The organism is Chryseobacterium sp. CP-77 (assembly GCF_036362765.1).
In the GTDB taxonomy this organism is placed as follows: domain Bacteria; phylum Bacteroidota; class Bacteroidia; order Flavobacteriales; family Weeksellaceae; genus Chryseobacterium; species Chryseobacterium cupriresistens.
This window is the reverse complement of the sequence record NZ_CP143637.1, coordinates 123841-145843: the sequence shown is the minus strand read 5'-3', so window position 1 is coordinate 145843 and position 22003 is coordinate 123841. Positions and strand designations below refer to the sequence as shown.

Genomic DNA, 22003 nt, shown 5'->3' with positions numbered 1-22003 from the left:
CAAACCCACTGGTATGCAGATTTGCTTTTTTCTATTTTTAACAGCTTTTTTAGTCTACACCTTCTTCTTCCCTGTGCACCAGCTCCATAGAAAATGCAGGAAGGCAGATGGCAAGATATTCGCAAGGTTCTGAAAACGGATTGCTGTAACGGATTCTAGCTCCTTTTTCAATAAGGATACTTTGTCCTTTTTCCAATGTAACAATTTCTCCGTCTATTTCAAATTGCTTTTTTCCTGAAATAATGTAGGTGAATTCATCAAATTCAGGAGTCTGGTGGGGCTCACTCCAATCCGGAGGGGCTACCATGTGAGCAATAGAAATAGTAGAATTCCCTGTAGAATTTCCCCAATGTTCTTCAATCAGTTTTCCATCTGTTGTGGGAACGATAAATGGTGACTGCTGGATTTTGTATTTTTTCATACCCAATCTTCTTTTTTAATTTCATATACGAAATTGGTTCTTGTAGGTTCTGCAAAATAAGCCACTTCTTCTTCAGCTATTTTTTGTCCTCCCAGTCTTTCCAAAGCGGTCTGCGAACGGAAATTCTCTTTTCCGATATGAAAATGAACCTTATCTACAAACCGGAAGATATAATCCAGCATCAGCTTTTTAACCTGAGGATTAATTCCTTTTCCCCATGATTTTGTTCCGTAGAAAGTGTAGCCGATGAAAATATGGTTCTCCTCCTCATTAAAATCATAATAACGGCTGCTTCCCAGTACATCTCCGGTTGCTTTCTCCATAATTTTGAAAGCACCCTTACTTTCCATAGCTCCTTTGAAAAAGTTTTCGAAAACTTCTCTCTTGTAACGATCTTTGTTGGGATGCTGTTCCCATACTTTAGGATCGGAAGCTACTTCATATAAAGATTCAAAATCCCCTTGCTGTAAGGGGATTAATTGAAATTCTTCATTCTCTAAAACAGGTTGAACAGAAAAATTCATTGCTTAGCCTTTTTTAGTAGAGTCTGATTCTATTTTCTTGATTTCTTTCAACTTGTCGGAAATCTTGATGACAGTGTCTAATTTGGATGGTTTCAAAGGAACTTCCGCCTGAGCCATATCCCATTTGATCACCAGGTTTCCTGAGTTTTCATCTGTAGGATTTAAAGTGATTTCAAACCATTCCTGTTTATCTGTCAATTTATTCACCGGTACCGTAACGTCTACTACATCCTGCTTAGGATCATACGTATACGCTCCCCATTGCTGGAAATCTTTATTCAGGATTACTTTCCACTCTTTTTCTGTAGGAACGATAAATAAACCGTAAGTTCCTGCAGGTACTGTTTTTCCTCCGAAGTTAACGGCCTGCCCGAAAGTAATTTTCGTAGACGAGTTAGCTCCTGCTCTCCAAACCTGGCCATAAGGAACCAGTTCTCCGAAAATCTTACGTCCCTTCACTCCCGGTCTTCCATAATCAATGGTAATTTTAGACATTGAAAACTGCTGCTCAACCTTCTGGCGCGGACTTGCTGCCGGCACAGAATAATCCTGAGCAAAACTGAATGCTGAAACTGAAATGCAAACTGCTGCTAGTAACTTTTTCACGTGTAAATTTTTGTTTAAAATTACAAAATTCAGAGCGAAATAGCTTTCATAAACTTCGTTAAAATTTGTTTTACCGATATTTTTCTATGCGGGTATTTTTAACCAAATCCTTTTAAAAAGTAAATAATCAACTATTAAAAATTTTACTTTTCTTAATAGTTTTCCCTTTTCTAAGTTGTATTGAATGAAAAACAGAAGGAACATCATTTGTCCATGTTTTTAATAATAAAAGAATAGCAATAATTTCTGCCCTGGTTAGCAGCCCTACCCAGAAGCAAAGATTAAACAGAACGACGGACCGGCATTCTAAAATTACCTGTACCAATGTTCCAAAAAGCAATAAAGCCCAGATCTTGGCACCAATAGAATGGGTAGCAACTTCTTTTCTGAATTTTAAAAAGCTTACCACGTAAATAAGAGCTTCAGCCCCTGCAAGAATACTTATTTTGTAAACATTGGTTTCAAAGAAAACAGGGCACTGGATATACGTAGCCACTCCCACTGATATAAAAAATATCTGATCAACCGAAGAATCCAGACGTCTGAGTTTCTGAGTGGAGACATCGAGATATCTTGCTATAATCCCATCAAAGATATCAGTCAGTAAGCCTATGGATAAAAGAACAACAGCAATTGTCTGATAATTTTCTACTTTAATAAAGCTTAAATAAACGATGACAAATCCAATAATCAGTCTGGAAAAAATCAAGATATCCGGAATTTTTGATTTCATAAAAAGTGGGCAGGTTTATTATAAATTCCGAAATATAAGGATATTTTATATATATTCTAAAATAAAATAGCTTTTTCCAATTCCAACAGCTTTTGTTTTCTCCAGATTCCACCTCCATAGCCCGTTAATTGTCCGTTGCTGCCAATTACGCGATGACAAGGGATGATAATAGATATCTTATTCAGACCATTCGCATTGGCTACAGCTCTTACGGATTTAGGATTTCCCATACTATCTGCCTGTTCCTGATAGCTTCTTGTTGCACCATAAGGAATTTCCTGAAGAATAGTCCAGACTTCTTTCTGAAAAGCTGTTCCTACAGGGGAAATAGGAACTGTAAATGCGGTTCTTTTTCCTTCAAAATACTCTTTCAATTCTTCTTCCAGCGTAACAAAATGAGGATTTTCCCCTTGTATAATATTTGCTTTAAAATATTCCGCAACACTTTTTAATTCTGTCGGAAGTGCTTTTCTGTCGGAAAACTCTAAAAGACAGATTCCATGTTCATCGGCACAGGCTATCATTGTTCCCAGCATGGTTTCTATTCTCTTCAGATCAATGATCTTTTCCATGGAATTATTCTTAGGTGATACTCCAAAAATATTTTTAAAACTCTCATTAAAACCGCTCAGACTTTCATATCCTGTGTCAAATGCTACCTCTGTAACCGATTCTCCCTGTTGAAGTTTTTTAAATGCTGTATTGAGTTTTGACATTCTCTGGAAAGCATGAAACGTAATCCCATGGTGTTTCAGAAACCATCTTCGGACTGTTGCGGGTTCCAATCCTCTTTTTACAAGATCATAATCTTTAAGCTTTAACGCGGGGTCGTCGGCAATTTCTTTCAATAAATCTTTGATATATGGAGGAGTAGCGTTGAGATTTTCCAAAGGTCTGCACACTTTACATGGGCGATATCCTTTGAGCATTGCATCTTTGGTATTGGAAAAAAATTCTACATTTTCAAATTTCGGTTTCCTTGCGGTGCAGGTCGGTCTGCAGAATATCCCTGTGGTTTTTACGCCCATCCAGAATATCCCTTCAAATGAAACATCTTTGATATAAGATGCCTCGTACATTATTTTTTCTGTAAGTTCCATCATGAAATAAAAAGAGGTGAAAAACTTCTTACGTTTGTAATTTTCTGACTTGCTTTTTCAAGCTCCCTGTAAATATGTCTGTACATAAAAGCACCTGAAGTAACTCTTTTTACACCTAATGCTTTAAGCGTATCAAAATCGGGTAAATCAGCAAGAGCCATAACATTCACGGGAAGAAAAGTAGCTTCTGTAATGGTTCTGATGTCGTTTTCAGCTGTCATGCCCGGAATGAAAACGCCATCGGCTTTAAGTTCTTCACACAGTTTAATTCTCTCTAAAGTTTCCTCCAGCGCATTTTCAATATTCAGTAAAAAAGGATCTGTGCGTACATTAATAAATACCTTACCTCTGTTTTCTCCTAATTTGATAAAAATATCTTTTAATTTTTCATAGAAAACATCTCTGTTTACCAGTTCTCGTATTCCGTCAATAACATTGGTATCTTCGATATTAATCCCTGATATTCCAATTTCTATAAGTTTCAGGATATTCGAAACTACCATATCATTTTCAAGACCATATCCGGATTCCAGATCTACCGACAGAGGAATTGAAACGGAAGCTCTGATCCTCTTGATAATATAAAAATATTCTTCAAAGGTCATCTGCTCTCCATCTTCATATCCCAAACTCAGCGCGACTGCCGAACTTGAGGTTGCCAATGCTTTATACCCCAGCTTTTCATATGCCTTTGCGCTTTCTACATTCCATACATTACCCAAAAGTAACGGTTCTTCACCATGATGTAACTGTTTAAAACTGATCATAATTTTTTTATTCAAAAGTAGAAAGATTACTGCCTGTTCTACAACCGAAAAATGGACACCTATTTTTTATAATTCTCCGAATGTAAATTTTGGTTTAAAATAAGATGGCCTTTTCAAGCTCCAGCAGTTTTTGTTTTCTCCAGATTCCACCGGCATATCCAACCAATTCACCGTTTGAGCCTATCACACGATGACAGGGAATCAAAATCGCAATTTTATTGATTCCGTTGGCTGTTCCTACGGCACGTATCGCTTTAGGGTTTCCCAGTATTTCTGACTGCTGCTTGTAGGTTCTTATCTCTCCCATCGGAATTTCACGCAGCAACTGCCAGACCTTCTCCTGAAATTCTGTTCCCGTGGTAAACAACGGAACTTCAAAACGGGTTCTTCTTCCCTCAAAATATTCTTTCAGTTCCTTCTCCAGCTGTACAAAATGAAAATGTTCTCTTTCTACAATATCCGCTTTTAAAACTTTTGACAGTGCCTTCAGCTGTTTTTCGATATTCTTCCGGTCTGTAAATTCAAGCAGACAAATTCCCTGATCCACGGCACAGGCGATCATTTCACCCAAAGGAGTTGATATATTTTTTTTGTGTATCATTTCCATTAGTTTAAAAGTAAGCTTTTTGGAAGTCATAACTTGTTTTTAATCCGTTAAAATTCTTTTTATCTGTTCAACATGCCTTTGATTGTGATAAATAACAAAACGAAAAGTATCTCCCAGCTTCAGTTTGATCAGCTTTGAAATACTAATACTTGTTTTTGTTTTTTCCAGATCAATATATTGTGCTTCTTCCAGTAACTCAAGCATTTTCTGCTGCTGTTTTATGAATGTTTCCACTACCCTTTTATCCAGATTGCTGTGGATAGGATTCATGGGTTTAAGCGTTTTCATTGTATTCAATTTCTCTTTGGGAAGCATACTTTTAGCAAAATAATTTCCAAGAATTCCGGGTTTAAAATAGAGTTGAGAAGACTTCTTTGCTGAAGAAATAGTGCGGTTGATTTCAGGAATATAAAAGTTTCCATAGCGGTTGAGATGTTCCAGACATTCCAAGGTACTCCAGCTGTCTGCGGAAGTTCTGAAATTCAGATCATGTTCCGTCTTTGAAGACAACATTTCAGCAAACTCTAAATGCTGCTTTGTCCTGTTTTTTAATTCATCCAGTAATTCTGAGGTTGAAATTTTCATTACGTTTTTTATGCAAATATGCTGATCTGGTTGTTCTTAAATCTTGACTGAACTCAAGATTTTTTCAGTCTGGACAAGGTTTCCGGTGACATTCTCAGATAATTGGCGATATATTTATTGGGAACTTCCTGAAATAGCTTTGGGCTTCGTTTTAAAACTCTTTCAAAACGTTCTCCGGGAGCATTGATCAGCAGATCTTTTTCTCTTTCAAGCTGTTGTAGTACAAGATCTTCCAGAACACTCATCCAGAATTTCATGTGTTCTTCATTTGATTGTATAAATGCATAGAAATCCTTTTTGGAAGCTACTTTCACCGTTGTTTTCTTAATCGCCTGAATGTAAAGTTCCGAAGGCTTTCCCGACAAAAAGGAATCCAGGCTGACAATAATATTTCCTGTGTATCCGAAACGAATGATCCTTTCTTCATCTTCATCCATCATAAAGATCCGGACACTTCCCTTTTCTATAAAATAAATAGAGGTATCTGTACTGCCTGAAATCTTCAGAAACTCATTCCGTCTGAATGCTTTCTTTTCCCAATGGATTCCGCTCTGAAGCAATTTTTCAACCATTTCATTTTATTATTTGCTTTTCCAAAGATAATAGGTAATTTTAAAGTTTTAAAACACTAATCACTGATAATGCTCAAAAGAACAGTACTTTTCATACTGCTTTCTGCCGGATTGTATGGTATGAAAGCACAGCAGACCATCCCCTTCCGGATCACAAAACACAATAATATCATTGTAAAGACCCTTGTCAACAAAAAGGATTCTCTGGATCTGATGTTTCAGATCGCCATGAAGGATTATTCAATTTCTCCCGACAGCAAGCGCAAAGCAGGTCATCTTATTTTTAATAAAGAAGAAATCAGCGATAATAATACTGTTGAGATCGGAAAGATCGTCCAGGAAAATGTGCGTTTTTTTGACAATCAGCTGACAGGTCATGAAGCGGACGGAAAAATCGGAACCGGAATTTTTGAAGGGAAAGCCTTTAAAATTGATTATGATAACAACCAGTTTGTGATCTACGACAAAATGCCGGATCTGAAAGATTATCAACCCATTAACATTATTCAGGATCATGAGGGCTTTTATCTTGCAGCAGATAATATTATGGATGACGGACCGCAGCAGGAAACCTATTTTGTTTTGCAATCCGGATTTTCGGGAGCAATACTCTACAGCAACGAATTCGCTGAAAAACAACATCTTGAAAAAAAACTGAAGATAACAGGAGAGAAAACCCTCAGGAACTCTGAAGGTAAAACTTTAACTACCAAACAAGCGGTTTTGCCGTATTTCAAGTTGGGAAACAGTGTATTTAAAGATGTTTCCGTAGGATTTTTCTCCGGGGAACTGAAAACACAAAATGTAAGTTATCTCGGTGCTGATATGCTCCGCAGGTTTATCTGGATCTTTGATGCAGAAAGGAAAATGGCTTATATCAAACCCAGCAAATACTTTTCGGAACCTTATTACAAAATGAATTAGACTATGATAAACACTTTAATGCTAAAAAAAATCATGAAACCCAAAACTGCCGCTGCTCTTTTACTTTTGCCATTGGCTATCGTCAGCTGTAAGAAAGAAGAGAAAAAAACAGTGGCTACAGAAATAAAAACAACAAATGATTCTGTAAAAACAGTAAAAACTGAAGAGAAAATAGATTATACAGATTTTAATATTTTCAGTCTGTCTGTCATTTCATCCGCAGAAAAAGATTCCGATATTGATATTTTCATTTCTGTTTCGGATATCTATAAAGGAGTACAGCCTGTACCGGAAGCTATTATGAAAAACCGGAAGCAGATGACTTATGAGGAACGCCAGCATTTTGAACTGGATGCTCCGAGCAGAAAAAAACTGCTTGATGGAATTCATCTCAAAGAAAATGATTCTTTGTACATCTATGAGTATGGATCTAATCATCTTCAAAAAATGCCTGTCAGCCAATTAAAGGCCGTGGCTTATTTAAGTCCTTATTCAGATGATGAAGATTTAGATCCGGACTCTTACATGATGGGGTTTCAGGTAGCCACTCATCAAAAGACAACAGACTACGACCGTTACATTAATGCCATCGCGTATTTTGGGAATAAAAATCCTTTCGTAGATCATAAAATGAAAGCTGTGAAATGGCAAAAAGCTGATGCCGCTATTGCAAAAAAATATTTCAGTCCATCAAAGCTTACCCCGGGAAAAACCTACCAGGCACAGTATGAAAATCTGACCTATTACCTGCAGGATTATCTTGAAGAAGGGAATATCACAGAACGCAGACTTGTAGCCATCAATGAACGCGAAGAAAAAATGGCGGAGAAAACATTCAGTCTTGCTGGAAGTGATGGCGGAGAGTTTCTTCCTCTGTATGGAATAGATGCTGATGAAGCCAATGTTTTCCAATATACCGGCCACCTGTTCAAAGGAAAGCCTCCTGTTATTTTTGGATTCATGGCACAGTCTTTTGGTTGTCCTTCCATCAGCTTTTTAGATCAAAAGGAGAAGGATTTCCCGATTAATTGTGATAACAGGCATTAATTCACTGAAAAATTATTCAGATTTCTACCGGAATAATCCATTATACACTCAGTTGTCCATTCCGTAGGAATCTATACTCTTATCATCTAAATAAAAGAAATCGGAATGATAAACTGTGCGGATCGTTTTTTAGAATAAATCTGCTTTAGCCAAAGCTTACTTTAGAATCAAGATATAAAAAAACCAAATCTGTTGGTAAACGGATTTGGTTTTTTTTCAGTGCATTATTTCTCAGGATAATACTTGTCTTTCAGATTCATAAAATAAGTTTCGGACTCTTTAAAACCATTACTCTTCATGAATTTGATGACTACATTCAGATAAGTTTCTGAAGGGATAAATTCTACTCCCAGTTTTTCGGAAAACTTTTGATACTCTTCTTCAAGCAGTTTGGGATTTTTAGCTAACTGTTTTATATCCGTTCTGAAACCTTTAAATATAAATTTCAAGGCTTCATAATTTCCGGGATAGGAAACAGTTCCGTGGGTTTCCCCTTCAAAAAAGCGATGTTTATAGTTCAAAGATCCGTTTTTTTCTATCATGCCTTTAAATTCTTCAATAGCCTGAGTCATATCGGAGTTCCAGTTTTTCTGCTGTTCTTCATTGTCTGCCTGAGAAACATACAAAGATTTTTTTGCAGGAAAGTTTTTATTTTTTTCCAGATACTCTTTCGTTCTTTTGATGGTTACTTTATTGTCCCACCATAAACTGGGATCATTCGCAACATAAGCATTGAAATAATCCGGATGTAAAAGGAAGGTATTAATGGCAAACAATCCTCCGAAAGAGTGCCCTACCAACACGGAATAATCCTGTGTTCTGTAGTTTTTATTAACGAACGGCTTCAATTCTTCCTGCATGAATTTCAGAAAGTCTTCACTTCCGCCACTATCTGCAAAAAGAGTGATATTAGGGTTTACAGGACTTTTCTTTTGAGACTTTGTCGGGGTAAGATCTCTTGTTCTTTCTGTGTTTTTAATCCCGACAACAATACATTCCGGAATATCTGCATAAGGAGTTCTGGCAATGAAATCCGTTAATCCTGTGTAATATTCAAAATTGATTTCTCCATCCAGAAGATAGATCACCGGGTATTTTGCAGGATTGATAGTATTGTCGTTATAGGTTTTAGGAAGATGTATCCAGATTTCTCTGTTTTCGTTTAAAACTTTTGAAAATAGGTTTTGTTTCTCTCCTATCATCAGTTTGTCCTGAGCTTTTCCGGAGGTAAATACTAAAAGTAATGAGAGGGCAATAATTTTAAACCAATTGTTCATGGTGTGAATCTTTTCTGTGTTGATGAATGTTCTTAATTTCTTTATTTTTTTTGGGCGATTTGTTTCTTCTGCCCCACCAGATCAGGAATCCGGTAACCGGCAGACTTGTACAGATGATTCCGATAATGAAGGTGAATATTTTACCAAACATTCCGCCCCAATACCCTACATGAAGGTCAAAATTCATATGCTCAATCGCTTCATGCCTCTGTACTTCTTCAGGATAATCAATTTCCTTTCCGGTGTATTTGTTGGTTTCCATTCTTTTCCCGTTGATAAGGCTTTTCAGACCAATAAACTGAGCGGCCACCACATGATAGACCGTTGCGGAATCATTTCTCGGAATACTCATTCTGAACTGTTTTGCATCAGGAAATTCTTTGAATTTTCTATCAACAAAATCAGTATAGGTCAGAGCTTTTTTCTCCGGCTCAAACTTGGGTTCATATTTTTCTGCAATGGTATGGGCATCCACAGCCCCTCCGAAGGCCTGCTGGGTAAGATCGGTTAAGATCTTGTATGCCATGATCAGTCCGGTAATAGTAATAAACACTGCAGGAAGCAATGAATAAAATCCAAAAACATTATGAAAATCATAGTTTTTCCTGCGCCATTTTGTTCCGGATTTGATTTTAAAAGCGGTTGTTCTTGTGGTTTTGTTCCATTTTTTAGGCCACCAGAGAATCAGTCCGCCGATGAGCTGGATAAAAAATATGATGGAAGCAACGCCAACTACCGTTTTCCCGAACTTCCCAGCCAGTAATTGCGCATGAATATGGGCCACAATATAGAAAAACTCATAGCTTTTTGTAGAACCGATTACTTTTCCGGTGTAAGGGTTGAGATAATGATAGGCAAATACACCTCTTGGTCCACGCTCTTTTTTCTTTGATTTTTCTGCTTTGTCCGCATTTTTGTTTTTAGGCGGTTTCGTTGCTGAAGCTACTCTGAAGGTTCTGTCAGCATCTTTGTATGTATCAAAATAGAACGCTTTTCTGTCCGGAACCTGCTGGTGAAACTGAACAAGCAATTCTTCAGGGGTCATTTTTTTAGTATGAGCCGGAGCCTGGACATATTTTGCGCTTCCGCCGCACAGATCAATGATTTCGTCACAAAAGACAAATACCGTTCCTGAAAGAGTCACTGTAAGAACAATGATTCCCGAAACCAGCCCCAGCCACAGATGCAGCCAGCCGGTGATCCTTTTGGTGAGGGATTTACCCTGCTTTTTTTTAGGATTAGTTTTTTTATTCTCCATATCTGTTTTTTATCTATTCAAAATATAAGAGCAGAAAATGCAAAGGCGCAATAGAGTTTATAATGGCGTGTATGTAAAGTGAAAAGAGTTATTCCTGCTGCCGTTTACTTTAGCATATTTGAAGGCTTCAGAAATAGGGAGTATTATAAATCTAAGTGTTGCACCTTTGCGGTTTTCATCCTTATATTTTCGTTGATATTTTTTGTTTTCAGGTATTAAAATTTGAATGCAAAATTGGCAAGGATTTCTCTAGGCTTCTGTGGCTGTCCGTAGAAGTTCCAGTAGTTTTCATTCAGAGCATTATTCATTTTCAGACCGATTCTGTATTTTTTCTTGTCGTAGAAAATGGTTGCACCTACAGTAGTGTAAGAAGGAGCTAGAAAATGGTTAACAATATTGATATAGGTTTGGTCTACAAAATTAAATCCGGCCCCGAAACCAAGTCCTTCATAAGCTCCGTCCATGATTTTATAGCTTGTCCATAGATTGGCTACATGTTTTGGAGTCCAGGCGATTCTTTTTCCGCTGTCTTTGCTCCGGTCATCATACTTATTATCGTTATAACCATATCCGGCAACGATATTCCATCCTCTAAAAGGGTTGGCAATGATCCCTATTTCCAGTCCCTGACTTTTGATATTCCCATCCTGAATACTTCCTATTCCGCCCGGATCTGCAACCAGTCTATTTTTAACATTAATATTATAATAGCTTACGGTTGTCAGTAATTTTTTATGGAAAAGATCTACTTTAAAACCAGTTTCAATCTGATTTCCCTGCTCAGGATCCCATTTTGTCAAAACACCTACTTCATTCAATGATGGTGCATAGTTTTTAAATCCGTTCACATAATTGGCAAAGAATGAGATCTGATCTTTTACAATTTCATACACCAATCCGAATTTTGGTGAAAACTGGGTCTGGCTGTATCCGGTCACTTTATTTTCAGGATATCCGTTTTTGGTAGAAATCTCTACACCGTTTACTACTGTGTCATCATTTTTATAGTGGTCTACTCTCAAACTGGCCATTACCAGTAAGTTATCTGTGACATTCAAAACATTGGAAATATAACCGCTTATCGTTCTGAATGTTGTGATATCAGATTCTGTGGATTTTCTTTCCTTATTCATGAATTTGTTTCTTGAGATAGGATCCCATGGAGAAGAGCTGTCAAGATTTACCTTGTCATAAGGCATGAAAACATTACTGTATCCATTGGCTTCATAATATGGAAACTGATATTTTGTTCTTTGCTGGAAGTAATCTATTCCCACTACCAGACGGTTTCGAAGACCTGCTATTTTAAAATCTCCTGTGAAATTCTGCTGGATATTATCTGTGGTCACTTTAAAGCTGTCAAAAGGACGGATCATTCTTTCTACCTGATTATTATTCAGATATCTTAACACCAAAAAGATCGACTCATTTTCATTGGCTTCTCCTCTTTGGTAAGATGTTCTTGACGTCCATTGATCATTGAATTTATGGGTAACCTCAGCCATTGTTACAAAATTGGTTCTTTTGGAACCGATGTCATTACTTGTGAATGCTCTTTTGTAAGCCACTTCCAGGTCTTTCATAGAGTGTAAGGTCAGCTTTTCTGAATTTCTTACATAGGCATTCAATGTTTTATCCGGAGCATGGAACTCGGTATCAAGTGTCACCGTGGTTTTGTCGCTTACTTTGTACAAAACACTTCCTGAGAAAAATAGTCCTTTATTATACCCTGCATCCTGGAAAGAATCCTGAGAATAGGCTGCCACATTGAATCTTGCCAATGCTGTTTTTTCTTTGTTCAAAGGGGTGTTTACATCGGCTGTGATTCTGTTCATTCCCCAGCTTCCAGTGGTATAATTGATAATTCCTCCGAAATTTTCCTGTGGTTTTTTCGTAACGATATTCACCACACCGCCATAATTGGCTAATGTTCCTCCGAATAAAGTTCCGGATGGGCCTTTTATTACTTCTACTCTCTCGATATTAGCGATCTCGGATTGTACCCTTGGGTTTTGAATCAATCCGTTTCTGAAACTGGCATTGGAACTGAAACTTCTCATGAAAATATCGTTTCCACTGTCATTGACACTGTTGCTGACAACAACTCCCGGAGCAGAAGCCATGGCTGTATTGAAGTCCATTGCTCCCATTTCACTGATGATTTCTTTGGGAACAAGGTTATAAACAGTGGGATTTTCAAGGTTTTCAAGAGGAAGTCTTGCGATAGATTCAGATTTTTTGGTTCTGTAATTGTGAGTTCCCTGGAGTGATACAGACTGGATTTCAGCCACTTTAATGGTATCCGTTTCCTGGGCACTCAGCATCGTTACGGCTAACAGAGCTGCAGAAATAATAGTTTTTTTCATGTTTATAATTAAGTTAGTTCTGCAAAACTACCTTATTTTTATTAATTCTAAATAAAAACATGATACAAATCATAAAACTTACTTAATGAAATACCCCATAAATAAAGGATTTCTGAAAAATCAGAAACCCTTATATGCATCATCCTCCTTCTATTGAGTGGATATCCTCAATATCTAGTAAGAAATTTTTCCATTAACAATAACCAGTAATTTGAGAGACTCCATTTTTTTTACAGTCCTGATAATGGTCTCAAGGCAAAGACCTGATAATGAAGCCAGCTGCTGTCTTGTAAAAGGAATAATAAAGGGCTTAAGATTATCAAGCATATAAAATTCTTTAATATAATTCAGTAGAAGGGTTAACCGTTCTAAGGAACTGGTCATATCTAAGGTTGAAAGCAGCAGATTTTTGTAATGAATCCTTTCTGCACTATAGGCAAAAACATTCAGCAAAAGAGCTGGTGTTTTGCTCATTAAATCAAGGAATTTATCTTTTTCCAACCTTATTATTTCACATTTTGAAGTAGCAGTAGCGTTAAACGGGTACTTTTTGTCACAAAACATGTAGGATTCAGCAATGCAATGGCCATCAAAAGGTAAACCGTACAAAAATTCTTTGCCACCGCAATTGGTGGTATTCATTTTAACAGTCCCTTTTATTATTTGCAAGTAATGCTTTGCACGTGTATCCTGTTTAAAGATAAGATCGTTAGAGTGAAAGTCTAAAACCTCTCCACCATTCTGCAGCAATATATTTTCAGATATTATCATTTATTTATTTATTTATTTAAGTTTGTTAAAGGTATAGCTTTATTATTAATAAGAAATAAATAATATCCTCACTACGTTTCTGCAAGGGAGAAATGGGTATGTAAGACACTTTAATAGGGCTAAGTATATACTAAAGTACTTCTTTAGTTTACACCACCGCAGCTGCCATCATCGACATATAGTAATTGGCGCAATGCAGTGCATTAATTAAAACGATTTCTTTTTCCGGAAAGGTTTCATAGGCATCAGAGGTGGTGATCTGGTATTCGTAATTCATAGACGTCCATTTCAGGTGGGGTTTTATAATCATCAGCTCGATGCCGTCCTGATCTGTAAGGACAAATGATTCTTTAAAAATGCCTCTGTGTTTAAAAAGATAACCATTTTTCACGCCGTCAAAATAAGTTTGCACCACAATTTCCCCGTTCCAGTTCATTCTGAATTTAAGAAGTACCCTTTCATGGTCTTTAAGCTCAATCGTAGTTCCCCAAAAACCTTTCGGCTCCACCTGATAGATTTTACCATCTGCAATTTCAATGACAGCATTAAATTTAAACCAACTTGTGTAGGCAAGTTTCCCAATTAATTTTTCCTCTTTTGTGATTTCAAAAGTTAAAGAATTGCTTGATTTTGCGTAATATTCTGCCATGGTTATATTTTGATTTGGTGGAATTGTATTAGTTTTTAAATAATATTAACAGCTTGAATTTTAACGCTCTAATTTATAAATAATTCGGCAAACATAATCTACTTTTAAGCTAATCCGATAAAAACACTTCCGAATTCATTTTAACCCTGTTTTTTGTATTGAAAATTTGCTTTTAAATGTACGATAGCATGATAAAAAATCACTTAATTGCTTTCAAACCAGTACTTCCATTTCTCATCATCAATTCCAAATTTTCCCTGCCACCATCTTGCGGGATAACCAACATCATCATTCCTAATGGGTCTGTGTTCTCTTTCCGGATAGGTAACATATTGATCTGCATACCCAAAATGAGTATCATCATGTAAAATTCCGATAACTCCTAAAATTTCCAACAATCCTAATCGTTCTTCATCATTTGATTTTACTGTTTTGGCGATTCTCTTTTTAAGTTGAGAAATTCTGTCGCCGGGTTCTGATGTTTCAATAATTTCTTTCAGTTCATTAAGAATCCTGTAGTCATTTTCGATGGGTTTAACGACCGGAAGTTTTGGAAACTGTTCTACATCAAATAAAACCTGAATTAAATTATCAAAACAACATCCATCCTTGTATTTGAAATAATTGATGGTATTGAATTCGATAGGATCTTCAAACTCAAAGGTATGAAGCCCGCATATGGCACAGATGTCTTCATTAGGTTCCGGGCTTGGCGTAAAGCTATGTTCTTCCAGACTTTCTGCAATACAATAGCTGGATAAAAATGAACGATATTCTAATTGCCTGGTACTTAAACTATATACGAAAGCATCCACAACTTTCTGCTTTTCAATACCAGCCACAGCACTTTTAATTCTCCTGCAAATTTCATCATGGCTTATGTCTTCCTGATCATACATTACAGACTGTTTCTTTGCATACTCAAAATCATCTTCGGAGATATACTGCATATAGGTTTCCCAATAAAACCAATCCCTTACACTTTCGTTCTGGGAAGTTTTTATAGTGTTGAGTAAAATTTGTATTGCTTTTTTATCCATTCTTCATTGGTTGTTAAACTTGGTTACATCGTTGAAAATATTTCAATGCTTTAACGTCACAGTTTTTTATACTCATACGTTGTTTTTCCACGATATTTAAAATCTTTTTCACTGAGAACTCTTCCAAAGTTTTTTTCTTCTACTAAAGAATCGTTGTGGTTATATTGATATAGCGTAAGGAATTCAACATATTCATTAGGATTGCCATGAACGGTTATAGAACTGTCTCTTTTACTTATTAATTTGTTTTTAGAATTGTACTTAAAATAAGTTCTCATTTTTTGATCACCACTAAAAACCCAGTTTTCAATTGATTTATTTCTTCTGTCATCATAAATAAATTTTGAATGCTTGGAAACTTCATCATTTTCAAATTCAGTGACTTCAATCAATTTATCTTTTTCATAAGTATACTTTACTTTATAAAGACCATTTCTCTTTTCGATTAATTGATTGAAATGATTATATAAATAATGCTCAATAGTGTCAGTTTTGTTATCGTCTCTTTGTATTACAAAATTAAGTTTACCATTAGTGGTATAAAGATACTTATAGGATAGAATATGAGTTCTCCAACCTCGATGATAAACAGAGATTAATTCATCAATTTTATGCTGATTATTATAAAATAAAAATTCCGTATTGTTCTTATTTATTATCTGGTTTTCAGAATTAATAACTCTGAAATAGGTCTTTACAAAATCTAAAGAGTCATTTTGACCATAATTTCTTTCCCAAATTTCAAATTCATATTTTTTATTTTTATCTGAATACCTCAATAGTTTAAACTCTTTAAGATCTCCATTGCAGGAAATTAAAGAGGTTAGAAAAAAGAGAAGCAAAATTAATCTCGACATATTTTTAAGATCATTAATATATTATGGGTTACCTCATCCGAAAATATAGATTTTATATTGATCTACAAACATTTTTAATAGGGACTAAAAAAAACCTCATAGATTTTTGAAATCTATGAGGTTTGAATTGTTTTCAGATCAATTTTATTCAATCTTTGTAAGTGTCATTGTTTCATTATGATCTATACTTTCAGGCCGTTTCCCATTCATGTTGATCAGCATAAGGAATTTTGAATCGTTAATAGGAACAATAATTCCTAGCAGTCTTCCTTTTTCCTGATTATCTTTTAGTGCAATAAAATCAATATGAATTGGTGTCTTTTCCATATCAATTTTATATTTGAGTTCACCCTTTTGTCCATTATTAGGACCTCCGTGGATGATAAAATTCTTGCCGTCAATTTCTTCCCCGTTAATTGTAATAGATACATATCCATCTTTTGTAAAGCCTGCTTTGCCTTTACTCTTCCAGTAATCAATGGATTCCCAGTTTCCAATAATATTAAACTGGGATTTTTGAGCTTTGGCCTGAAAACCAATAATAAGTATAAACGCTACTACGCTTTTTAGAAAAGTCTGTTTTATTTTCAAATAAAAATTCATAGTAAACTTTTAATTAATTTTATAAACATAACTCTTACTGATATATCTGCTTTTATTTATTAATTCTGAAGGATAAAAAATGGTTCCATTAATCTCAACACTTTTAATCCTATATCTCCAGCTTCCATTATGGCTTGTGTAAATTTTTGTTGTTGAATTTGGATAAAGTTCAAGGACAATGGAAGAGTCTTTCACTTCTATTTTTTCAAGAGACTTTGGATTTTTGATTTTATAGAAAGACCGAGGTGACAATATTCCACTTTCATAATTAAATGCAAAGCTGTCGGCTTCATTATCAATTGCTTTTGAGATGGGATAACTGTAATTGATCTTAATTATTTTTTTGGAGTCAGTCAGGTTTTGAATATAGAAATCAGTTATCCAGGAACATCCTGAAAGCACTGCTACGAAAATACAACATAGAAATCCTATCGTAATTGATTTTATATTCATTGTACTGAAGTTTAAATGGCTTTTGCAAAAGTAAACAGAATCCTTTATTTTTCCTGGATTAATTGATAAAAAAATCCCACAAGAAAACTTGTGGGATTTTAATATTTATTATAGCTCGAAATTACATCGTCTCCATTTTGAAGCTCATGCTTTCGATTACTTTTAAGATGGCTTCTACCGTATCCATTGAAGTTAAACAAGGAACACCGTTTTCCACACTCATTCTTCTGATCTGGAATCCGTCTCTTTCTGCCTGCTTACCTTTTGTAGTGGTATTCACAACATACTGAACTTTTCCTTTCTGGATCAGGTCGATAAGGTTTACATCTTCCTCTCCTATTTTGTATCCGATTTTGCAAGGGATTCCTTTTTCTTCGAAGAACTTCGCAGTACCTTCTGTAGCCCAGATTCTGAATCCTACTTCATGGAATCTTGCGGCAAGAGCTGCTGCTTCATCTTTGTGCTTATCTGCCACTGTGAACAGGATAGATCCGTGCATAGGAACTTTTCTTCCTGCTGCAACCAATCCTTTGTACAATGCTTTTTCAAGGGTTGTATCTTTCCCCATAACTTCTCCTGTAGACTTCATTTCAGGGCCTAAAGAGATATCAACTTTCGTTAATTTAGAGAAAGAGAATACGGGTACTTTTACAAATACGCCTTCTTTGTTTGGAACCAATCCGTTTTCGTAACCTAAATCTTTCAGTTTTTGTCCTAAGATTGCCTTTGTTGCAAGGTTCGCCATAGGAACCTCTGTGATTTTAGATAAGAAAGGAACTGTTCTTGAAGAACGTGGATTTACTTCAATTACATAAACATTTCCTTCGAAAAGAACATACTGGATATTCATTAATCCGATAACGTTTAATCCTTTTGCCAGTCTCTGAGTGTAGTCTACCAAAGTATCTATCTCGCTCTGAGAGATATTTTGCGGCGGATACACTGCGATAGAGTCTCCGGAGTGAACCCCTGCTCTTTCGATGTGCTCCATAATTCCCGGGATCACTACCGTTTCACCGTCGCAGATGGCATCTACTTCGATTTCTTTTCCTACCATGTACTTGTCTACCAAAACAGGGTGTTCAGGACTCGCATCTACTGCGTGCTCCATGTAGTGAGCCAATTCTGTTTCAGCGTATACAATTTCCATTGCTCTACCTCCAAGAACATAGCTTGGACGAACCAATACCGGATATCCGATTTCGTTGGCAATTTTTATCGCTTCTTCTTTGGAAGTTGAAGTTCTTCCTTTTGGCTGAGGAATTCCAAGCTCCTGAAGTGCTTTTTCGAATTTATCTCTGTTTTCAGCTCTGTCAAGATCTTCTAATGAAGTTCCTAAGATCTGTACTCCGTGAGCGGCTAGTTTATCTGCAAGGTTGATCGCTGTCTGCCCTCCGAACTGTACCACTACTCCTTTAGGCTTTTCAAGCTCGATGATGTTCATCACATCTTCTTCTGTAAGCGGCTCGAAGTAAAGTTTATCTGAAATTGAGAAGTCTGTAGAAACTGTCTCAGGGTTGTTGTTGATGATAATCGCTTCGTACCCCATTTCTTTGATTGCCCATACTGAGTGAACGGTTGCGTAATCAAACTCAACACCTTGTCCGATTCTGATAGGTCCTGAACCTAGTACAATGATTTTTTCTTTATCTGAAACAACACTTTCGTTTTCTTCTTCGTAGGTTCCATAGAAGTAAGGTGTTTCACTTTCAAACTCAGCGGCACAAGTGTCTACCATTTTGTAAACCGGCATGATTCCGTTTTCTTTTCTGAAGTTGAAAACCTCACGCTCTTTTACATCCCAAAGAACAGCGATATTGATGTCTGCGAAACCTAATCTCTTAGCTTCAATCAGGGTTTCTTTATCAAATTTGTTGTCAGCGATTACTTTTTCGAAGTCAACCAGTTTTTTCAGTTTCCAGATAAAGAACTTGTCGATTTTACTCCATTCTACAATCTGCTCCCAGTCGTAACCTCTTCTTAAAGCATCCCCGATGATGAATAATCTTTCGTCATCACATACTCTGATTCTTCTTTCGATTTCTTCAGCAGTAAGTGCCTGAGCCTGCTTTGTTTTTAATCCTAAATGTTTGATTCCTGTTTCTAATGAACGGATCGCTTTTTGTAAAGATTCTTCCAGGTTTCTTCCGATCGCCATTACTTCTCCGGTAGCTTTCATCTGAGTAGAAAGTCTTCTGTCTGCCGTTTCGAATTTATCGAATGGGAATCTTGGGAATTTCGTTACCACATAGTCAAGAGCCGGCTCAAAACATGCGTATGTTTTTCCTGTTACCGGGTTCATGATTTCATCCAGAGTTAATCCAACTGCGATCTTCGCAGCAATCTTTGCAATCGGGTAACCTGTTGCTTTACTTGCTAACGCTGATGAACGGGAAACTCTAGGGTTTACTTCGATGATATAGTAATCGAATGAATGCGGATCTAAAGCTAACTGTACGTTACATCCACCTTCAATTCCTAATGCTCTGATGATTTTCAGTGAAGCATTTCTCAGTAACTGATATTCTCTGTCTGAAAGCGTCTGAGAAGGTGCTACTACGATTGAATCTCCTGTATGAACACCTACCGGGTCTATATTTTCCATGTTACAAACCACAATGGCGTTGTCGTTTGCATCACGCATTACTTCGTATTCAATTTCTTTGAAACCTGCGATTGATTTTTCAATAAGACACTGTGTAACCGGGCTGTGCTTTAATCCCAATTCAGCGATTTCTTTCAATTCAGCTTCTGTGGAAGCGATACCACCTCCGGTTCCTCCCATTGTAAAGGCAGGACGAACAATTACAGGATATCCGATTTCATCTGCGAAAGCAAGCGCTCCTTCTACCGTATTGACGATATCAGATTCCGGTACCGGCTCGTTCAGTTCTCTCATCAGCTCACGGAAAAGGTCTCTGTCTTCTGCTCTGTTGATGGCAGAAAGTTTTGTTCCCAATACTTCCACTTTGCACTCTTCAAGAATTCCTGATTTCTCCAGTTCTACCGCCATATTCAGACCTGTCTGCCCTCCAAGAGTTGGTAATAAAGCATCCGGACGTTCTTTTCTGATGATGTGGCTTACAAACTGTAATGAAATCGGCTCGATATATACTTTATCAGCGATTTCCACATCCGTCATGATCGTTGCAGGGTTCGAGTTGATCAAAATTACCTTGTAGCCTTCTTCTTTAAGAGACAGACAAGCCTGCGTTCCTGCGTAATCAAATTCAGCTGCCTGACCGATGATGATAGGTCCTGAACCGATTACTAAAATTGTTTTTATATCTGTACGTTTTGCCATTTTTCTTTTTTTAGATACCAGATGTTAGATGTCAGATTTCAGACTTCCAACAGGTTGATTTACTTTTTTAAATTAGATTTGAATGTATAAATCATTCTTTGAATTTCATTTAGATTTGATATTAAACCATTAACTTTTTCTGCTTCAAGTAAATTTAATTCTCTAGTTAAAATTAACTGGGTCTGTAACTCAAAGGAGGATGCATTTGCTATACCGAGAAAATGATAAAATTCTCTATCATTATTTCTTCCTGCACCTTCAGCTATATTTGAAGGAATAGAGATTACAGATCTTTTAATTTGAGAAATCAAACCAAACTTTTCATCTTTAGGTAACTCCGCACAAATGATATAAACCTGTTTTGCAAGTTCAATAGATTTCTGCCAAAAGACCAATTTTTCAAAATTATGCATGATAAAGTCTGCTATCTGATGTCTAATATCTGAAGTCTCTCTTATTTCTTAAAGTCCTCCATCATTTGAATGAACTCATCAAACAGGTAGTTTGCATCTTCAGGACCCGGGCTTGCTTCAGGGTGATACTGAACGGAGAAACAAGGGTGGATTTTGTGTTTTAATCCTTCGTTGGTTCTGTCATTCAGGGCGATGTGCGTTTCGATAAGGTCTGTTCCTTTTAAACTTTCCTGATCTACCGCATATCCGTGGTTTTGAGAAGTAATGGCTACTGTATTTTTCTCCAGATCCAATACCGGGTGGTTTCCTCCTCTGTGTCCGAATTTCAGTTTGAAAGTTTTTGCTCCACAAGCAAGACCAATTAACTGGTGTCCTAAGCAGATTCCGAAGATTGGGACTTTTCCTAATAATCCTCTGATCATGTCTAAAGCATGGGGTACATCTTCAGGGTCACCAGGACCGTTTGACAACATAATTCCGTCAGGATTCATCAACAGGATTTCTTCTGCTGTGGTATCCTGAGAAACCACGATGATGTCACAGTTTCTCTGAGACAATTCTCTGATAATTCCCAGCTTGGCACCGAAGTCTACCAATACTACTTTGAAACCTCTGTTTGGATTAGCATAAGGTGTTTTTGTAGAAACCTCCTCAACCTGATTGGTAGGGAAAGTTGTTGATTTCAATTCAGAAGCTACTGCTGTTTCATCAGCATCAGCATTTACAATTTTTCCTTTTACCACTCCATGGTTACGAAGAACTCTTGTCAGTCTTCTGGTGTCGATTCCTGAAATTCCTGAAAGGTTTTTCTTTTTAAATAATTCATCTAAAGTGATCTGAGTACGGAAGTTGGAAGGAAGATCGCAAAGTTCTTTTACGATAAGTCCTTTGATTGCCGGCTCGATACTTTCATAATCATCACGGTTAATACCATAATTCCCGATAAGCGGATAGGTCATACAAACTATCTGACCGCAATACGATGGGTCAGAAATCAATTCCTGATACCCTGTCATTCCGGTATTGAAAACTACTTCCCCTGCAGTTTCCAATTCTGCTCCGAAACCTTCTCCATGAAACACTTCACCGGACTCCAGTATTAATTTTTTCTTCATTTTAAACTTTT

At 36.6% G+C, this 22003-nt stretch carries 23 protein-coding genes; 2 read left to right on the top strand and 21 right to left on the bottom strand.

Translation table 11 applies throughout. The features are described 5' to 3' along the window. Positions 1–49: 49 nt before the first annotated feature. From V0410_RS00615 to V0410_RS00575, 9 genes are all read right to left on the bottom strand, one after another. Complete coding sequence (locus V0410_RS00615; protein ID WP_330745873.1) at positions 50–421, bottom strand: cupin domain-containing protein; 372 nt, start codon at positions 419–421, stop codon at positions 50–52. Next, positions 418–945 carry a GNAT family N-acetyltransferase gene (locus V0410_RS00610; RefSeq protein ID WP_330745872.1) on the bottom strand — a complete coding sequence of 176 codons (528 nt, stop codon included), beginning with the start codon at positions 943–945 and terminating at the stop codon, positions 418–420. Before V0410_RS00610 ends, V0410_RS00615 begins: the two co-directional genes overlap by 4 nt. Positions 946–948: 3 nt before the next feature. After that, positions 949–1551, bottom strand: coding sequence for a DUF2911 domain-containing protein (locus tag V0410_RS00605; protein ID WP_062670647.1), 603 nt, complete (start codon positions 1549–1551; stop codon positions 949–951). A 127-nt stretch (positions 1552–1678) separates the two neighbouring features. Beyond that, the gene (locus V0410_RS00600; RefSeq protein ID WP_330745871.1) at positions 1679–2284 is read right to left on the bottom strand and encodes a CDP-alcohol phosphatidyltransferase family protein; all 606 of its coding nucleotides are present in this window, start codon (positions 2282–2284) and stop codon (positions 1679–1681) included. A gap of 56 nt (positions 2285–2340) precedes the next feature. Next, positions 2341–3387 carry a bifunctional transcriptional activator/DNA repair enzyme AdaA gene (locus V0410_RS00595; RefSeq protein ID WP_330745870.1) on the bottom strand — a complete coding sequence of 349 codons (1047 nt, stop codon included), beginning with the start codon at positions 3385–3387 and terminating at the stop codon, positions 2341–2343. Further along, positions 3384–4151 (bottom strand): isocitrate lyase/PEP mutase family protein, encoded by a 768-nt coding sequence (locus tag V0410_RS00590; protein ID WP_330745869.1) that lies wholly within the window; start codon positions 4149–4151, stop codon positions 3384–3386. The genes V0410_RS00595 and V0410_RS00590 overlap by 4 nt, the downstream gene beginning before the upstream one ends. Positions 4152–4245: 94 nt before the next feature. After that, complete coding sequence (locus V0410_RS00585; protein ID WP_330745868.1) at positions 4246–4752, bottom strand: methylated-DNA--[protein]-cysteine S-methyltransferase; 507 nt, start codon at positions 4750–4752, stop codon at positions 4246–4248. Positions 4753–4797: 45 nt separating this feature from the next. Continuing rightward, positions 4798–5343 (bottom strand): DinB family protein, encoded by a 546-nt coding sequence (locus tag V0410_RS00580; RefSeq protein ID WP_330745867.1) that lies wholly within the window; start codon positions 5341–5343, stop codon positions 4798–4800. A 53-nt stretch (positions 5344–5396) separates the two neighbouring features. After that, positions 5397–5915, bottom strand: coding sequence for a Crp/Fnr family transcriptional regulator (locus V0410_RS00575; protein ID WP_330745866.1), 519 nt, complete (start codon positions 5913–5915; stop codon positions 5397–5399). Positions 5916–5984: 69 nt separating this feature from the next. Between V0410_RS00575 and V0410_RS00570 the strand changes: the two genes are divergently transcribed. Both V0410_RS00570 and V0410_RS00565 read left to right on the top strand, forming a co-directional pair. Next, a complete protein-coding gene (locus V0410_RS00570; protein ID WP_330745865.1) occupies positions 5985–6839 on the top strand; it encodes a hypothetical protein in 855 nt (284 codons plus the stop codon). 33 nt (positions 6840–6872) lie between these two features. Further along, a complete protein-coding gene (locus V0410_RS00565; RefSeq protein WP_330745864.1) occupies positions 6873–7886 on the top strand; it encodes a hypothetical protein in 1014 nt (337 codons plus the stop codon). A 224-nt stretch (positions 7887–8110) separates the two neighbouring features. Here V0410_RS00565 and V0410_RS00560 read toward each other — a convergent pair whose 3' ends face one another. The 12 genes from V0410_RS00560 to V0410_RS00505 form a co-directional block, all read right to left on the bottom strand. Further along, positions 8111–9163 (bottom strand): alpha/beta hydrolase, encoded by a 1053-nt coding sequence (locus V0410_RS00560; RefSeq protein WP_330745863.1) that lies wholly within the window; start codon positions 9161–9163, stop codon positions 8111–8113. Then, the gene (locus V0410_RS00555; protein ID WP_330745862.1) at positions 9147–10421 is read right to left on the bottom strand and encodes a PepSY-associated TM helix domain-containing protein; all 1275 of its coding nucleotides are present in this window, start codon (positions 10419–10421) and stop codon (positions 9147–9149) included. Before V0410_RS00555 ends, V0410_RS00560 begins: the two co-directional genes overlap by 17 nt. A gap of 215 nt (positions 10422–10636) precedes the next feature. Then, entirely contained in the window at positions 10637–12787 is a 2151-nt protein-coding gene (locus tag V0410_RS00550; RefSeq protein ID WP_330745861.1) for a TonB-dependent siderophore receptor, read from the bottom strand. Positions 12788–12961: 174 nt separating this feature from the next. Then, positions 12962–13558 carry a Crp/Fnr family transcriptional regulator gene (locus V0410_RS00545; RefSeq protein ID WP_330745860.1) on the bottom strand — a complete coding sequence of 199 codons (597 nt, stop codon included), beginning with the start codon at positions 13556–13558 and terminating at the stop codon, positions 12962–12964. A gap of 148 nt (positions 13559–13706) precedes the next feature. Then, entirely contained in the window at positions 13707–14207 is a 501-nt protein-coding gene (locus tag V0410_RS00540; RefSeq protein WP_330745859.1) for a hypothetical protein, read from the bottom strand. A 203-nt stretch (positions 14208–14410) separates the two neighbouring features. Next, the gene (locus V0410_RS00535) at positions 14411–15247 is read right to left on the bottom strand and encodes a hypothetical protein (protein WP_330745858.1); all 837 of its coding nucleotides are present in this window, start codon (positions 15245–15247) and stop codon (positions 14411–14413) included. Positions 15248–15303: 56 nt separating this feature from the next. Beyond that, positions 15304–16104 carry a hypothetical protein gene (locus V0410_RS00530; RefSeq protein ID WP_330745857.1) on the bottom strand — a complete coding sequence of 267 codons (801 nt, stop codon included), beginning with the start codon at positions 16102–16104 and terminating at the stop codon, positions 15304–15306. A 144-nt stretch (positions 16105–16248) separates the two neighbouring features. Continuing rightward, complete coding sequence (locus V0410_RS00525; protein ID WP_330745856.1) at positions 16249–16707, bottom strand: hypothetical protein; 459 nt, start codon at positions 16705–16707, stop codon at positions 16249–16251. A 9-nt stretch (positions 16708–16716) separates the two neighbouring features. Next, on the bottom strand, positions 16717–17160 hold the full coding sequence (locus tag V0410_RS00520; protein WP_330745855.1) for a hypothetical protein: 444 nt from the start codon (positions 17158–17160) through the stop codon (positions 16717–16719). A gap of 121 nt (positions 17161–17281) precedes the next feature. Continuing rightward, the gene (gene carB, locus V0410_RS00515; RefSeq protein ID WP_227941688.1) at positions 17282–20464 is read right to left on the bottom strand and encodes a carbamoyl-phosphate synthase large subunit; all 3183 of its coding nucleotides are present in this window, start codon (positions 20462–20464) and stop codon (positions 17282–17284) included. A 59-nt stretch (positions 20465–20523) separates the two neighbouring features. Further along, positions 20524–20877, bottom strand: a complete 354-nt coding sequence (locus tag V0410_RS00510) for a four helix bundle protein (RefSeq protein ID WP_062670677.1) — start codon at positions 20875–20877, stop codon at positions 20524–20526. 41 nt (positions 20878–20918) lie between these two features. Continuing rightward, positions 20919–21992 carry a carbamoyl phosphate synthase small subunit gene (locus tag V0410_RS00505; RefSeq protein WP_121487400.1) on the bottom strand — a complete coding sequence of 358 codons (1074 nt, stop codon included), beginning with the start codon at positions 21990–21992 and terminating at the stop codon, positions 20919–20921. Positions 21993–22003 lie beyond the last annotated feature (11 nt).

Excerpts from the sequence above, each read along its gene's own strand:
- carB (WP_227941688.1), bottom strand. The coding sequence starts at position 20,464 with ATGGCAAAACGTACAGATATAAAAACAATTTTAGTAATCGGTTCAGGA.
- V0410_RS00545 (WP_330745860.1), bottom strand. The coding sequence starts at position 13,558 with ATGATAATATCTGAAAATATATTGCTGCAGAATGGTGGAGAGGTTTTA.
- V0410_RS00610 (WP_330745872.1), bottom strand. The coding sequence starts at position 945 with ATGAATTTTTCTGTTCAACCTGTTTTAGAGAATGAAGAATTTCAATTA.
- V0410_RS00550 (WP_330745861.1), bottom strand. The coding sequence starts at position 12,787 with ATGAAAAAAACTATTATTTCTGCAGCTCTGTTAGCCGTAACGATGCTG.
- V0410_RS00535 (WP_330745858.1), bottom strand. The coding sequence starts at position 15,247 with ATGGATAAAAAAGCAATACAAATTTTACTCAACACTATAAAAACTTCC.
- V0410_RS00525 (WP_330745856.1), bottom strand. The coding sequence starts at position 16,707 with ATGAATTTTTATTTGAAAATAAAACAGACTTTTCTAAAAAGCGTAGTA.
- V0410_RS00505 (WP_121487400.1), bottom strand. The coding sequence starts at position 21,992 with ATGAAGAAAAAATTAATACTGGAGTCCGGTGAAGTGTTTCATGGAGAA.
- V0410_RS00555 (WP_330745862.1), bottom strand. The coding sequence starts at position 10,421 with ATGGAGAATAAAAAAACTAATCCTAAAAAAAAGCAGGGTAAATCCCTC.
- V0410_RS00600 (WP_330745871.1), bottom strand. The coding sequence starts at position 2,284 with ATGAAATCAAAAATTCCGGATATCTTGATTTTTTCCAGACTGATTATT.
- V0410_RS00585 (WP_330745868.1), bottom strand. The coding sequence starts at position 4,752 with ATGATACACAAAAAAAATATATCAACTCCTTTGGGTGAAATGATCGCC.
- V0410_RS00615 (WP_330745873.1), bottom strand. The coding sequence starts at position 421 with ATGAAAAAATACAAAATCCAGCAGTCACCATTTATCGTTCCCACAACA.
- V0410_RS00510 (WP_062670677.1), bottom strand. The coding sequence starts at position 20,877 with ATGCATAATTTTGAAAAATTGGTCTTTTGGCAGAAATCTATTGAACTT.
- V0410_RS00595 (WP_330745870.1), bottom strand. The coding sequence starts at position 3,387 with ATGATGGAACTTACAGAAAAAATAATGTACGAGGCATCTTATATCAAA.
- V0410_RS00520 (WP_330745855.1), bottom strand. The coding sequence starts at position 17,160 with ATGAATATAAAATCAATTACGATAGGATTTCTATGTTGTATTTTCGTA.
- V0410_RS00575 (WP_330745866.1), bottom strand. The coding sequence starts at position 5,915 with ATGGTTGAAAAATTGCTTCAGAGCGGAATCCATTGGGAAAAGAAAGCA.
- V0410_RS00580 (WP_330745867.1), bottom strand. The coding sequence starts at position 5,343 with ATGAAAATTTCAACCTCAGAATTACTGGATGAATTAAAAAACAGGACA.
- V0410_RS00540 (WP_330745859.1), bottom strand. The coding sequence starts at position 14,207 with ATGGCAGAATATTACGCAAAATCAAGCAATTCTTTAACTTTTGAAATC.
- V0410_RS00565 (WP_330745864.1), top strand. The coding sequence starts at position 6,873 with ATGAAACCCAAAACTGCCGCTGCTCTTTTACTTTTGCCATTGGCTATC.
- V0410_RS00570 (WP_330745865.1), top strand. The coding sequence starts at position 5,985 with ATGCTCAAAAGAACAGTACTTTTCATACTGCTTTCTGCCGGATTGTAT.
- V0410_RS00590 (WP_330745869.1), bottom strand. The coding sequence starts at position 4,151 with ATGATCAGTTTTAAACAGTTACATCATGGTGAAGAACCGTTACTTTTG.
- V0410_RS00560 (WP_330745863.1), bottom strand. The coding sequence starts at position 9,163 with ATGAACAATTGGTTTAAAATTATTGCCCTCTCATTACTTTTAGTATTT.
- V0410_RS00530 (WP_330745857.1), bottom strand. The coding sequence starts at position 16,104 with ATGTCGAGATTAATTTTGCTTCTCTTTTTTCTAACCTCTTTAATTTCC.